Annotated in this window: 11 protein-coding genes, 1 other RNA gene and 1 pseudogene; 5 read left to right on the top strand and 8 right to left on the bottom strand. The window is 69.5% G+C overall.

Annotated elements, in window-relative coordinates; all coding sequences use genetic code 11:
* From AOK15_RS19355 to AOK15_RS19340, 4 genes and pseudogenes are all read left to right on the top strand, one after another.
* A partial coding sequence (locus AOK15_RS19355) for an MFS transporter (protein WP_055518499.1) occupies positions 1 to 1177 on the top strand: 1177 nt, incomplete at its 5' end.
* Between the two features lie 259 nt (positions 1178 to 1436).
* Positions 1437 to 1832: pseudogene (locus AOK15_RS48570) on the top strand (carbohydrate ABC transporter permease); the annotation flags it as partial.
* A gap of 38 nt (positions 1833 to 1870) precedes the next feature.
* On the top strand, positions 1871 to 4150 hold the full coding sequence (gene yicI / locus AOK15_RS19345; RefSeq protein ID WP_055518498.1) for an alpha-xylosidase: 2280 nt from the start codon (positions 1871 to 1873) through the stop codon (positions 4148 to 4150).
* Positions 4147 to 5160 carry a LacI family DNA-binding transcriptional regulator gene (locus tag AOK15_RS19340; protein WP_055518497.1) on the top strand — a complete coding sequence of 338 codons (1014 nt, stop codon included), beginning with the start codon at positions 4147 to 4149 and terminating at the stop codon, positions 5158 to 5160. The genes yicI and AOK15_RS19340 overlap by 4 nt, the downstream gene beginning before the upstream one ends.
* A 77-nt stretch (positions 5161 to 5237) precedes the next feature.
* Here AOK15_RS19340 and ssrA read toward each other — a convergent pair.
* The 6 genes from ssrA to ftsE all read right to left on the bottom strand — a co-directional run bounded on the left by ssrA (position 5238) and on the right by ftsE (position 10280).
* Positions 5238 to 5637, bottom strand: a transfer-messenger RNA (tmRNA) gene (gene ssrA / locus AOK15_RS41460).
* A gap of 318 nt (positions 5638 to 5955) precedes the next feature.
* The gene (gene smpB / locus AOK15_RS19335) at positions 5956 to 6495 is read right to left on the bottom strand and encodes an SsrA-binding protein SmpB (protein WP_055518496.1); all 540 of its coding nucleotides are present in this window, start codon (positions 6493 to 6495) and stop codon (positions 5956 to 5958) included.
* Positions 6496 to 6553: 58 nt separating this feature from the next.
* Positions 6554 to 7747, bottom strand: coding sequence for a S41 family peptidase (locus AOK15_RS19330; RefSeq protein ID WP_055518493.1), 1194 nt, complete (start codon positions 7745 to 7747; stop codon positions 6554 to 6556).
* 116 nt (positions 7748 to 7863) lie between these two features.
* Entirely contained in the window at positions 7864 to 8487 is a 624-nt protein-coding gene (locus AOK15_RS19325) for a hypothetical protein (RefSeq protein WP_055518491.1), read from the bottom strand.
* 148 nt (positions 8488 to 8635) lie between these two features.
* Positions 8636 to 9547, bottom strand: a complete 912-nt coding sequence (gene ftsX, locus AOK15_RS19320; protein ID WP_055518488.1) for a permease-like cell division protein FtsX — start codon at positions 9545 to 9547, stop codon at positions 8636 to 8638.
* Positions 9548 to 9590: 43 nt separating this feature from the next.
* A complete protein-coding gene (ftsE, locus tag AOK15_RS19315; RefSeq protein WP_009320785.1) occupies positions 9591 to 10280 on the bottom strand; it encodes a cell division ATP-binding protein FtsE in 690 nt (229 codons plus the stop codon).
* 263 nt (positions 10281 to 10543) lie between these two features.
* Here ftsE and AOK15_RS19310 point away from each other — a divergent pair, with 263 nt between their 5' ends.
* Positions 10544 to 10738: a hypothetical protein gene (locus AOK15_RS19310; protein WP_055518486.1), complete on the top strand. Its 195-nt coding sequence runs from the start codon at positions 10544 to 10546 to the stop codon at positions 10736 to 10738.
* Positions 10739 to 10866: 128 nt separating this feature from the next.
* On the opposite strand, the gene AOK15_RS19305 is transcribed toward AOK15_RS19310, so the two are convergent.
* Both AOK15_RS19305 and prfB read right to left on the bottom strand, forming a co-directional pair.
* Positions 10867 to 11730, bottom strand: coding sequence for a hypothetical protein (locus AOK15_RS19305; RefSeq protein ID WP_055518480.1), 864 nt, complete (start codon positions 11728 to 11730; stop codon positions 10867 to 10869).
* A 331-nt stretch (positions 11731 to 12061) separates the two neighbouring features.
* Positions 12062 to 13168, bottom strand: a complete 1107-nt coding sequence (gene prfB, locus AOK15_RS19300) for a peptide chain release factor 2 (RefSeq protein ID WP_055518479.1) — start codon at positions 13166 to 13168, stop codon at positions 12062 to 12064.
* Positions 13169 to 13252: the final 84 nt, after the last annotated feature.

The following is a 13252-nucleotide window of genomic DNA, read 5'->3' as shown; positions in this document are numbered from 1 at the left end:
CCCCGGCACCCGCGCCTTCACCCTCGGCGCCCTCCTCGCCCGCCTCCCCATGGGCATGTTCAGCGTGAGCGCGATCCTGATGATCGCCCCCGCCCGCGACTCCTACGCCCTCGCCGGCGCCGTCGTCGCCACCGGCCTCGCCGCCACCGCCCTGGTCGCCCCCCTCACCGCCCGCCTCGTCGACCGCCACGGCCAGGCCCGCGTCGCCGTCCCGGCCACCGCCCTCGCCCTCCTCGGCGGCCTCTTTCTGATCGCCTGCGTCCACTGGAACGCCCCGGCCTGGACCCTCTTCGCCTCCTACGCCGCCACCGCCACCGCCCCCAACACCGGCGGCATGGCCCGCGCCCGCTGGGCCCATCTCCTGAAGGACGACCCGGCGGCCCTGCACACCGCGAACTCCTTCGAACAGGCCGCGGACGAACTGTGCTTCATGGTCGGCCCCGTCATCGCCGCGTTCCTGTGCACCTCCCTGTTCCCCGAGGCCGGCACCCTGATCGGCGGGCTGGTCTGCCTGACCGGCGTCCTGGTCTTCGCCGCCCAGCGCGCCACCGAGCCGCCGCCGAGCGGCCGTACGGCCGCGAGGTCCCCCGTCCGCGCCCCCGGCGTCCCCTCCCTCCTCGCCGTCTTCCTCGCGATGGGCGCCGTCTTCGGCTCCCTGGAGGTCGTCACCATCGCCCACGCCGACGCCCGCGGCGACGCCTCCGCGGCGGGCCTGATCCTCGGCCTCCAGGCGGCCGGCTCCTGCGCCGCGGGCCTGGCGTTCGGCGCGATACGGGTGACGCGTTCCGCCGAGCGCCGCTTCCCGCTCTGCCTGGCCTCCATGGCGACCCTGATGACCCTGCCGTGGCTCACCGCCTCGTCCACCGGCTCGCTCCTCGCCCTCGCCCCGGCCCTCCTGGTGGCCGGTATGGCCACCGCGCCCACCATGGTCACGGCGATGTCCCTGATCCAGGAGCGCACTCCCGAGGGCCAGTTGAACGAGGGCATGACCCTCGCGGTCACCGGCCTCCTCGGTGGCATCGCGGGCGGCTCCGCGCTCGGCGGCTGGATGGTGGACCACGGGCCGGGCCCGGCGACCACCGGCTTCGCCGTGCCGGCGGCCGCCGCCGCGCTGGCCCTGGCACTGTCCCTGGCCGTGTCGAAACGGCGTCCGGCCGTTTTCCGCCCACCCCATTGACGTGTCCACGCCCCACCTTTACCTTCGCCCGTCGAAGCGCTTCGACATCACCCGTCGAAACGATTCGACTGCGCAGCGCACCGAGAACCATCCGACTCCCCCGGAGGCACTGGATGTTGACGGCACGACGGCGTACGACGGCGGCGGAACGGCGCGGCACGAACGAGGAGAGCACCCGACCGACCCGGACCCCGGCCGCGGCGGCGCGCAGGCGCCGCACGGCCGTCTCGGCGGCCGCCCTGAGCGGCGCGCTGCTGCTCTCCTCCAGGCCGCCTTCGGCACGTACCTCCTCGCCTCGGTGCTCGGCCGCTTCCCCCGCGAGATCGTCGAGGCGGCCCGGATGGACGGCGCGAACGCGTGGCAGGTGCTCTGGCGGATCGTCGTGCCCGTCAGCCGCCCCACCCTCGGGGTGCTGCTCGTCTTCTTCATCTGGACGTGGAACGAGTTCCTGCTCCCGCTGGTGATGCTGATCTCCAACGACAACCAGACGGTGTCGGTGGCCCTCGGCGTCCTCCAGGGCCAGCGTCTGATGGACGCCACGATGACCAACGCAGCGGCCCTCCTCGGTGTCCTGCCCGCGCTCGTGTTCTTCCTCGTCTTCCAGCGCATCCTCACCCGCGGCATCGCCGTGAGAGCCGTGAGAGCCGTGAAGTAGGCCGTGACGTAGGCCGTGACGTAAGGAGAGCCCCCCACATGAAATTCACCGACGGCTACTGGCTGCTGCGGGAGGGCGTCACCGCGGCCCACCCGGTCCAGGCCCTCGACATCACCACCACCGACGCGGGCGCCCTGGAGATCCACGCCCCCACCCGGCCCGTCCGCCACCGCGGCGACCTGCTGAAGGGACCGGTCGTGACGATCAGCGCCCACGCCCCGATGCCCGACGTCATCGGCGTCACCCTCACCCACTTCGAGGGCGAACCGCCCCGCGGCCCCCACTTCGAGCTCACCACCGAGGAGTTCACCCCGCACACCGCGTACGACGACGAGCACGCCACGCTCACCGCCGGCGCCCTGTCCGTGCGCGTGGCCCGCACCGGCCCCTGGCGCGTCGACTTCCTCGCCCACGGCCGCACCCTCACCACCAGCGGCCCCAAGTCCATGGGCATCATGCGGGACGGCTCCGGCGCCCACCATCTGCGCGAGCAGCTGAACCTCGGCGTCGGCACCTCCGTCTACGGCCTCGGCGAACGCTTCGGCCCGCTCGTGAAGAACGGCCAGGTCGTCGACGTCTGGAACGCCGACGGCGGCACGGCCACCGAACAGGCATACAAGAACGTGCCGTTCTACCTCACGGACGCGGGCTACGGCGTCTTCGTCGACCACCCCGGCAAGGTGTCCTTCGAGGTGGCCTCCGAGGTGGTGTCGAGGGTCCAGTTCAGCGCGGAGACCCAGCGGCTGACGTACTACGTCATCTACGGCCCCACTCCTAAGGAGATCCTCCGCAAGTACACGGCCCTCACCGGCCGTCCGGCCCTGCCGCCCGCCTGGTCCTTCGGCCTGTGGCTGTCGACCTCCTTCACCACCTCCTACGACGAGGAGACGGTGACCTCCTTCATCGAGGGCATGCGGGAGCGCCGGCTGCCGCTGTCCGTGTTCCACTTCGACTGCTTCTGGATGCGCGAGTTCCAGTGGTGCGACTTCGCCTGGGACCCGCGGGTCTTCCCCGACCCGGAGGGCATGCTGGCCCGCCTGAAACACCGGGGCCTGCGGATCTCCGTCTGGATCAACCCGTACATCGCCCAGCGCTCACCGCTGTTCGCCGAGGGCAGGGAGCTCGGCCATCTGCTCCGCAGACCCGACGGCGGCGTCTGGCAGTGGGACCTGTGGCAGCCCGGCATGGCCCTCGTCGACTTCACCAGCCCGGCCGCCCGCCAGTGGTACGCGTCGAAACTTCAGGCGCTGCTCGCCCAGGGCGTCGACTGCTTCAAGACCGACTTCGGCGAGCGGATCCCGCTCGACGTGACCTGGTCCGACGGCACGGACCCCGAGCGGATGCACAACTACTACACCTACCTCTACAACCGCACCGTCTTCGACGTCCTGTGCAAGCACCGCGGCGAGGGCGACGCGGTCCTCTTCGCCCGCTCCGCGACCACCGGCAGCCAGCGCTTCCCCGTCCACTGGGGCGGCGACTGCGAGTCGACGTACGAGGCGATGGCCGAGTCGCTGCGGGGTGGTCTGTCGCTGGGCCTGTCGGGCTTCGGGTACTGGAGCCATGACATCGGCGGCTTCGAGGGCACCCCGACGCCCGCGCTGTTCAAACGGTGGATCGCCTTCGGTCTGCTGTCCTCCCACAGCCGGCTGCACGGTTCGTCGTCGTACCGGGTGCCCTGGCTCTTCGACGACGAATCGGTGGACGTCCTGCGGACGTTCACCCACCTCAAGCTCGGCCTGATGCCCTACCTGTACGAGGCGGCGCGCGCCGCCCACGACGAGGGCGTGCCGATGATGCGCGCGATGGTCCTGGAGTTCCCCGACGACCCCGGCTGCGCCCACCTGGAACGCCAGTACATGCTCGGCCCCGACCTCCTGGTGGCGCCCGTCTTCAGCGACGAGGGCGACGTCGCGTACTACGTCCCCGAGGGCGTCTGGACCCACTACCTCACCGGCGGGACGGTCACCGGCCCCCGGTGGGTCCGCGAACGGCACGACTTCCTGAGCCTGCCGCTGCTGGTGCGCCCGGGCGCGGTGATCCCGGTGGGCGCGGTGACGGACCGCCCGGACTACGACCACGCCGACGGCGTCACCCTGCGCGCGTACGGCCTCGCCCACGGCGCCCAGGTGACCGTCCCGGTGGGCGACGTGACGTTCACCGTCGTACGGGAGGGGAACGTCCTGCGGGCCTCCTGCGGCGACCCGAGGGCCCCGTGGGGCCTGTGGTCGGACGGTCGGGAGGTCCGGGCGGAGGCCGGCACGGGCTTCCTGACGATGGACGTGGAGCCGGGCCCGGAAGGCGGGGGATCGCGGTGACGGTGAAGATCACGGATGTGGCCCGGCACGCGGGGGTCTCCCCCAGCACCGTGTCGTACGCGCTGAGCGGGAAGCGCCCGATCTCCGCGGAGACCAGGGCACGGGTGGAGGCGTCCATCCGTGAGCTGGGCTACCGCCCGCACGCGGGTGCGCGTGCCCTGGCCAGCAGTAAGTCGAACGTGCTGGCGATGGTGGTGCCGTTGCGGCCCGGGATCCATGTGCCGGTGGTGATGGGCTTCGCGGTGTCGGTGGTGACGTCGGCCCGCGCGCACGACCACGATGTGCTCCTGGTGACCCAGGAGGAGGGTGAGGAGGGGCTGCGCCGGGTCGCGGACACGGCCCTCGTCGACGCGCTGATCGTGATGGACGTCCAACTCCACGATCCCCGGCTGCCGTTGCTCCGCACCCTGGACCGGCCTTCCGTGCTGATCGGCTTCCCCGCCTCGGCCGACGGGCTGACCTGCATCGATCTGGACTTCCGGGCCGCGGGCGAGTTGTGCGTGGACCATCTGGCCGGCCTGGGCCACCGGGTCGTGGGCCTGATCGGCTCACCGCCCGAGGTGTACGTCCGCCGGACGTCGTTCGCGCAGCGGGTCCTCCAGGGCTTCACCGCCGCCGCCACCCGCCACGGCATGACGTCCACGGTCCACCCGTGCGAGGCCACGCCCGCGGCGGCCCGCGAGGTCGCCGAGCGGCTGCTGCGCGAGCACCCCGCCCTCACCGGCGTGGTGGTCCACAACGAGGCCGTCCTGGACCCCCTGCTGGACGCCTTCGAGCACCTCGGTCTCCGTGTCCCGGCCGACCTCTCGATCACGGCCCTGTGCCCCGAGGACCTGGCCACGTCCCTGCGTGTCCCCCTGACGTCGGTCGCCATCCCGTCGACCGAGCTGGGCGAACAGGCCGTCGCCCTGCTGATGAGGAAGCTCGACGGCACTCCGGTCCCCGAGGCCACCCTGCTCCCCGCGCGCCTGACCCCACGGGCGAGTACGGCCCGCCGGCCGGCGGGCTGAGGGGCGGGCGCACAACGCAGCGGGGCCCGGTGGTCTGGTCGACCACCGGGCCCCGCTGTTCCTGCGTCACATGGGAATTGTGGAGATGGCGGGAATCGAACCCGCGTCCAACGGTGCGGAACCAGGGCTTCTCCGTGTGCAGTTCGCTATGAGTTTCTCAGCCCCGGCGATCACGCGAACAAGTCGCCGACGGGCTCAGTCACTGTTTGATTTCCCTCTTCACCCCGTGACCGGGATCAAGGTTTAGTCCCCTAGCTGATGCCAGGATCCGGGTCGGGAACAGCCCCGGGCTGACACTCCCTAAATGAGAGGCTCGGTCTCGCTACCTGGATCAGGCGGCGAGAGCGAAGCGCTGCTCGGGAGAATCGCTCTTAACAGTGGCGATTATTTTTTTCGGCCTGTGGTTTACGAGATCATGGCCGCTTCCTCGACACGCTTCCCCTGCTTCGACATCCGCTGTCGAAACCGATCATCCCCATGTTGTGTTTTCAACCCCTCCGAGGAGGGCGCTCGCACCCGCTGTGAGGTGCGGATGCCATCGTACGTGACCAACGCGAGCGCATGCCACCGTATTCCCGGCGGCCACGCGCGCGTCACCCCGGCCAGGGCCCTTCTGACGGATCTCCGTGGGAGAAGGAGCGGCGTTCGGTGCGTGCTCTGGGGGTACCCCCTGCTCGAAGAGCTTGGGGGAGTGCCGGGCGGAAGCCCTCGTAGCGGAGCTACTAGGGCTTTTGTCCGGTGCGGCGAGAGGGCGTGCCGGGCGTCGCGACGCCGCGGAGATCCGTCAGAAGGGCCCTAGGCGCGCTGCTTGCGCTTCGCAGCGGCGATGGCGCGGTCCGACTCCCGCCGGTCCTGCTTCTCCCGCAGGGTCTGCCGCTTGTCGTACTCCTTCTTGCCTCGGGCGAGCGCGATCTCCGCCTTGGCTCGGCCGTCCTTGAAGTACAGGGAGAGCGGCACGATCGTGTGACCCGTCTCCTGCGCCTTCGCCTCCAGCTTGTCGATCTCCTCGCGGTGCAGCAGCAGCTTCCGCTTGCGGCGCGCGGAGTGGTTGGTCCAGCTGCCCTGGTGGTACTCGGGGATGTGCGCGTTGTGCAGCCACGCCTCTCCCCGGTCGATCTGGACGAAGCCGTCGGTCAGCGAGGTCCGGCCCTCACGCAGCGACTTGACCTCGGTGCCTGTCAGGACGAGCCCGGCCTCGAAGGTGTCGATGATCGCGTAGTCGTGGCGGGCCTTCTTGTTCTGGGCGACGATCTTGCGCTTGCCGCCCTTCTCGCCGTCCCTCGCCTTGGCGGCCGCCCCGCCCTGCTTGGGCTGCGACTCCTTGGGTACGTACATTCCCTTGCTCATAGTGCCGTCCATTTTCGCACTACGCGGGGGTGCCGGGGAAAGCCGATTACTCGTACTCGCCGAGCCCGCTCAGCACCGTCTCGGCCCGCTGGAGGGCGTCGTCGTCGGCGTCCAGGTCGGGAGTGATGCCCCGGCCGTCGACACCGCGGCCGGAGGGGGTGCGGTAGTGGCCGACGGTCAGCTCGGCGACGGACCCGTCGGGGAGGCGGCTCGGCATCTGCACGGAGCCCTTGCCGAAGGTGCGGGAGCCCACGACCACCGCGCGGCCGCGGTCCTGGAGCGCTCCGGTGAGCAGTTCGGCCGCGCTCATCGTGCCGCCGTCGACGAGCGCGACCAGCGGTCTGGTGCTGTCGCCGCCGGTGTCCGCGTGCAGGGCGCGCTGTTCGCCGTTGACGTCGTAGGTGGCGACGAGGCCGCCGTCGAGGAAGGCGGAGGAGGCGGTGACGGCCTCGGCGACCAGGCCACCGGAGTTGCCGCGGAGGTCGAGCACGAACCCGGTGGCGTCCGCGGCCTGCTCGACGGCCGCGCGCACCATGTCTCCGGAGCCCTTGGTGAACGCGTCGACCTTGATCACGGTGATCCCGTCGGCGAGGCTGCTGACGGTGACGTCCTCGGTGGACAGTCGGGCCCTGCGCAGGGTCTCCTGCCAGGTCCGGGTGGAGCGCTGCAGGCCCAGCGACACCTTCGTACCGGCGGCGGCGTCCTCGGCGGTGTCCTGCTCCCCGTCGATCGCGTCGCCGCGCAGTAAGGAGACGACGTCCGTGACGGGGCGGCCGTCGACCTTCTTTCCGTCGACGCTGACGAGCCGGTCCCCGGCGCGGATCCCGGCGTCGGCGGCGGGCGAGCCGTCCTGGACGCGGGTGATCTCGACCCGGCCGTCGCGCTCCAGCCGCGCCCACAGCCCGACGCCGGTGTACTCGCCGTCGAGGGCTTCCTGGAACTCCTCGTACTCGCCCTCGGAGTAGACCGCGCCCCAGCGGTCGCCGCTGCGGCTGACGGCCCGCTCTGCGGCCTCCACGGGGGAGGTGCCCTCGGCCATGGCCTCGGCGGCGGCCTCGGCGACGTCCTGCTGCCGGGCGGCCGGGGCGGAGCGGGGTGCGCCGGTGGCGTCGTCCTTGCGGTACGGGTCGCCGAAGGAGCCGGTCGCGGCGCCGGTGGCGAGCACGCTCGCGAAGACCAATGTCAGGGCCGCCCCGCGGCGGATGCGGCGGGGCTGGGAGAACAGGTCGCGGCCTGACATGTCGGCGAGTCTAGGACAACGGAAGGGGCCGTAACGGTCCTTGCCGGTACGGCCCCATTGGCGTGCGTCACACCATCAGATATGCCGTGACGTGCGGCACACTTCCGCGCGCCCGGTCACACCAGGTTGTACTCGGCGGCCTTGGCCAGGTTCACCGCGTACGCGCCCCACATGCCCCTGGCGAAGAGCCGGTTGGACTTGTCGGTGATGGGGTGCTTCTGCCAGACGGCCTTGGGGCCGTGGGCCGACACGTCGAGGACGAGGTAGCCGTTCTTCTTCACCAGCTTGAAGGTGATGATCTTGCCGGCCCCCTCCAGGTGCCCGGGAAGGGACTTGAGGGTGAAGTAGGTCTTGCCGACCGCGGTGACGCGCACCGGGTTGCAGTCCTTGACCATCTTCAGACAGATCTTCTGATTCTTCTTGACCGTCTTCGGCATGCCCTTGATCGGGAACACACCGTTCATGATCTTGTTCATCTTCTTGAACGACACCTCGGCGGGCGTCGTCTTGCGGATGACCCGGTACGTGTAGTGGTACTTGTACTCGCTGCCCTTGGCGGCGACGGCCGGAGCCGTGGGCGCCTGGGCCGCCTGGACGGCCACCGCGTTCCCGACACCGGCGACCGGAGTGGCCTGCGCCGCCGAGGCGGGTACGGCCGGCAGCAGCAGAGCCGCCCCGATGGCGGCCGTCACCGCCGTACCGGCCATCCTCTTGCCTGCGCCCCCGTTGAGTGCGTGCATGATCGCTCGTTTCCCCTCGTTCACTGTCATTGCTTCCGGGAACCAGAGGTCCACCGGAAGCGCGATCGGTCGGAACGAGCTTAACGATCAAGATTGGCGCAGGTAATCGCCATTGTGTGCCTAGATCGTCATGATCGTGCAACGGGCCTCAGACCCGGAGGTACTTCCGCAACGCAATGAACGCGGCCATGGCCGGCATGATCAGTCCGATCGCCAGGACCAACGGCAGCTTGGTGAGCACGACGTCCCAGCCGATGAAGTTGACCAGCGGGATCTTCTCCGCGAGCCAGTGGTCGACCAGGAGGTACTTGCCGCCGACGATCAGCGTCCCGGCGAAGCCCGCGCCGATCAGGCCCGCGATCGCGGCCTCCATGATGAACGGCGCCTGGATGTAGAAGCCGGACGCGCCCACGAGCCGCATGATGCCGATCTCCCGCCGACGGCTGAACGCGGAGACACGCACCGTGTTGACGATCAGCAGCAGCGCCACGACCAGCATCAGACCCATCACACCGAGCGCCGCGACGTTCATGCCGCCGAGCAGGTTGAACAGGTTCTCCAGGACGTCGCGCTGATCCTCGACCGACTGGACACCGGCCCGCCCGGAGAACGCGGTGTCGATCACCTTGTACTTCTCCGGGTCCTTCAGCTTGATCCGGTACGACTCCTGCATCTGGTCCGGGGTGAGCGACGCGGCCAGCGGGGAGTCCTTGAACTGCTCCTTGTAGTGCTTGTAGGCCTGGTCCGCCGACTCGTAGTAGACCTCCTCCACGATGTCGAGCTTGCCCAGGTCGCTCTTGATCTGCTGCTTCTGCTCCGAGGTGACGGCACCCTTGGAACAGTTGGCGTCCGCCTCCGCGTCCGCCTTGTTGCACAGGAAGATCGACACCTGGACCTTGTCGTACCAGTAGCCCTTCATCGAGCTGACCTGGTCCCGCATCAGCAGGGAGCCGCCGAACAGGGCGAGGGAGAGGGCCACCGAGATGACGACCGCGAAAGTCATCGTGAGATTGCGGCGGAGACCCACACCGATCTCCGACAGGACGAACTGCGCGCGCATGGCGTCTGGTCAAGCCTTTCCGTGGACGGTCGTCGAGCAGTGGTCAGTGCTGGTAGCCGTAGACGCCGCGCGCCTGGTCGCGGACGAGACGGCCCTTCTCCAGCTCGATGACGCGCTTGCGCATCTGGTCCACGATGTTCTGGTCGTGGGTGGCCATGACCACGGTCGTACCCGTCCGGTTGATCCGGTCGAGCAGCTTCATGATGCCGACGGAGGTCTGCGGGTCGAGGTTGCCCGTGGGCTCGTCGGCGATCAGCAGCTTGGGCCGGTTCACGAAGGCCCGCGCGATGGCGACGCGCTGCTGCTCACCACCGGACAACTCGCCCGGCATCCGCTCCTCCTTGCCGCCGAGGCCGACCAGCTCCAGCACCTGCGGCACGGACTTGCGGATCTCGCCGCGCGACTTGCCGATGACCTCCTGCGCGAAGGCGACGTTCTCGCCGACCGTCTTGTTCGGCAGCAGCCGGAAGTCCTGGAACACCGTTCCCAGCTGGCGGCGCATCTGCGGCACCTTCCAGTTGGACAGGCGCGCGAGATCCTTGCCCAGCACATGCACCTGGCCCTGGCTGCACCGCTCCTCGCGGAGGATCAGCCGCAGGAAGGTGGACTTTCCGGAGCCTGAGGACCCCACGAGGAACACGAACTCGCCCTTCTCGACCTCCAGGGACACATCCCTGAGGGCGGGGCGGGTCTGCTTCGGGTAGACCTTGGACACGTTGTCGAATCGGATCACGGATGCACCACAGGCCGTCGGGGAATGGATGGTCGAGACTGTACCGCTACCCGTCCTCGTGAGGGGCGCGGGGAACTGCGCGAGTGACCTCGGCGATCCCGGCGCCGTGCGACGAACGGCACCCGCCCCTTTTCCGGGCGCCCGCGCACGCACCGGAGGAACCTGGCACAGTGGAGGAGGAGGGGACCGGCGAATCAGCGGAACGCACCGGTTCCACGAAGCGTTGAGGTGTGTGTGAGGCCACTGCAAGGAGGGCGAGGCGCATGACGTACGACCGGTTGGTGTGCGCGAACTGCGCGTCGCCCGTCGCCGAGGGCCGCTGCCATGTGTGCCGGGCCAGTCGCGAGCGACTCCAGCAGGAGAATCCGTTCGCGGGCCTGAGCCCGATGACCCTGATCGCCCTCCTGGCGATCCTGATAACGGCTCTGGCGCTGCTCGCGCACCAGACGACGGCATAGGGCGACGACAGCGGACGCATGAGTGACCGGCGGGTGCGCCCCGTCGGCGCGACCGGACACGACGAAGGCCCGGGGCTTACCGCCCCGGGCCTTCGACCGTGTGGGATGCCGTGCGTGACCGCGAGGGGTCAGGCAGCGGCGCCGCGACCGTCCATCAGGCGCGGCAGCAGCCGGAAGCCGATACCGCCGACGATCATCGTGGCGGCGCCGACCAGCAGGAACGTGGTCTCGGCGGCACCCGTCTCGGCGAGCTCACCGCTCCCGGAGCCCTGAGCCTCGGTCTCGGAGCCGGTGTCGGTCAGCTGCGAGGAGCCCTCTTCCTGGACGACCTCGTCGTTGCCGCCGTCGGGCTCGGTACCGCCGGAGGTGGCGTCACCGCCGCCGGTGGTGGAGGAACCGCCACCCGAGGTGGAGTCACCGCCGGTGGAGCTGTTGCCACCGGAGTTGCCGTTACCACCGGTGGAGCTGTTGCCACCGGAGTTGCCGTTACCACCGGAGTTGCCGTTACCGCCCGAGTTGCCGTTGCCACCCGAGTTGCCGTTACCGCCGGAGTTGCCGGTCGTACCGGTGGTACCGGTCGTGCCCGTGGTGCCGGTGGTACCGGTCGTGCCCGTGGTACCGGTGTCACCGGTCGTGCCCGTGGTACCGGTGGTGCCCGTCGTGCCGGTGGTGCCCGTGTCGCCCGTCGTGCCCGTGGTACCGGTCGTGCCCGTGGTACCGGTCGTGCCGGTGTCACCGGTGGTACCCGCCGTGCCCGTCGTACCGGCAGTGCCGGTGGTGCCCTGCGTGGCACCGATGGACGTGCCGTCCGTGTCACCCTCGGTGTCGACCGAAACACCGACGTCGGCGGAGACGCCGTTGCCGGTGTTGACGCCGATACCGACGCCGAGGTCGAGCGCGGAAGCGGCACCCGCGGCGGTCAGCGACGCGCCGGCGGCGATCACGGCACCCGCGGCTATTCGCGCCACGCGGATCCGCGTCTTCTTCGTCATATGGCTGCTACCCCCAGTAGCTCATCAGTAAATGGAGCAGCGCCCGGGGCCGCGATCAACGGGGGCCGTCGGTAGCCTGCAAGATCCCCCGGTTCACATGCGTCCCAGTAATGCGCATGCCACGCGCCAGCCTTCCCAGTTTTCGAAGCAACGTCAAGGTCGTTGCGTACGCGATGTCCTGTTCATCGGGTTTGACCGCGACAACGTCGTGTGAGTGTGACGTAAAACCCAGACATCCCCCAACAGACAAGGCAACTGCCGTCGCGTGGACGGCAGTTGCCTTGTCGATAAAGCGCTGAAATTGTCCGGGGTGCGGGCGGTGCCGCGCCTCTTACTTCTCCTGCTGCTTGCGCCAGCGAATTCCGGCCTCGAGGAAGCCGTCGATCTCACCGTTGAACACGGCCTCGGGGTTGCCGACTTCGAAGTTGTTCCGCAGGTCCTTGACCATCTGGTACGGGTGCAGGACGTACGAACGCATCTGGTTGCCCCAGGAGTTGCCGCCGTCGCCCTTGAGCGCGTCCATCTTGGCCTGCTCCTCCTGACGGCGCCGCTCGAGCAGCTTCGCCTGGAGGACGTTCATGGCCGTGGCCTTGTTCTGGATCTGCGACCGCTCGTTCTGGCAGGAGACGACGATGCCGGTGGGGAGGTGGGTGAGCCGCACCGCGGAGTCGGTGGTGTTGACGCCCTGACCGCCGGGCCCGGAGGAACGGTAGACGTCGACCCGCAGCTCGGACTCGTCGATCTCGATGTGGTCGGTCTGCTCGACAACGGGGAGGACCTCGACACCGGCGAAGGAGGTCTGGCGGCGCCCCTGGTTGTCGAAGGGCGAGATCCGGACGAGACGGTGCGTGCCCTGCTCGACGGAGAGGGTGCCGTACGCGTACGGCACCTGCACGGCGAAGGTGGTCGACTTGATGCCGGCCTCCTCCGCGTACGACGTCTCGTAGATCTCCGTCTTGTAGCCGTGCTGCTCGGCCCAGCGCAGGTACATCCGCTGGAGCTTCTCCGCGAAGTCGGCGGCGTCGACGCCACCGGCCTCGGCGCGGATGTTGACGAGCGCCTCACGGGAGTCGTACTCGCCGGAGAGGAGCGTGCGGACCTCCATCTCGGCGAGGGCCTTCTTCACGGAGGCGAGCTCCGCCTCGGCCTCCGCGCGAGTGTCCGGGTCGTCCTCCTCCTCGGCCATCTCGAAGAGGACACCGAGGTCGTCGATACGACCACGGAGCCCGTCCGCCTTCCTGACCTCGGCCTGGAGGTGGCTCAGCTTGCTGGTGATCTTCTGCGCCTCGTCCGGGTTGTCCCACAGGGACGGCGCGGCCGCCTGCTCCTCGAGCACGGCGATCTCTGCCCTCAGCTTGTCGAGGTCCAAAACGGCCTCGATCGACTCCATGGTCGACGAGAGGGACTTCAGCTCTTCGGATACATCGACGACTGCCACGCCCCCAGCGTAACGGCTACGGCAACGTATCCCTTCCGGGTGCCGACAGCGCCTCACGGCTCGGGGGTACGGGCGGCCCGGGGG

Origin of the sequence: Streptomyces ossamyceticus, from assembly GCF_001418475.1 — a bacterium.
Lineage (GTDB): Bacteria > Actinomycetota > Actinomycetes > Streptomycetales > Streptomycetaceae > Streptomyces > Streptomyces ossamyceticus.
Note: the sequence above shows the minus strand (reverse complement) of the source record. Positions and strands in the feature narration are given on the sequence as shown.

Excerpts from the sequence above, each read along its gene's own strand:
- AOK15_RS19305 (WP_055518480.1), bottom strand. The coding sequence starts at position 11,730 with ATGACGAAGAAGACGCGGATCCGCGTGGCGCGAATAGCCGCGGGTGCC.
- smpB (WP_055518496.1), bottom strand. The coding sequence starts at position 6,495 with ATGTACGTACCCAAGGAGTCGCAGCCCAAGCAGGGCGGGGCGGCCGCC.
- ftsX (WP_055518488.1), bottom strand. The coding sequence starts at position 9,547 with ATGCGCGCGCAGTTCGTCCTGTCGGAGATCGGTGTGGGTCTCCGCCGC.
- yicI (WP_055518498.1), top strand. The coding sequence starts at position 1,871 with ATGAAATTCACCGACGGCTACTGGCTGCTGCGGGAGGGCGTCACCGCG.
- AOK15_RS19325 (WP_055518491.1), bottom strand. The coding sequence starts at position 8,487 with ATGCACGCACTCAACGGGGGCGCAGGCAAGAGGATGGCCGGTACGGCG.
- AOK15_RS19330 (WP_055518493.1), bottom strand. The coding sequence starts at position 7,747 with ATGTCAGGCCGCGACCTGTTCTCCCAGCCCCGCCGCATCCGCCGCGGG.
- AOK15_RS19310 (WP_055518486.1), top strand. The coding sequence starts at position 10,544 with ATGACGTACGACCGGTTGGTGTGCGCGAACTGCGCGTCGCCCGTCGCC.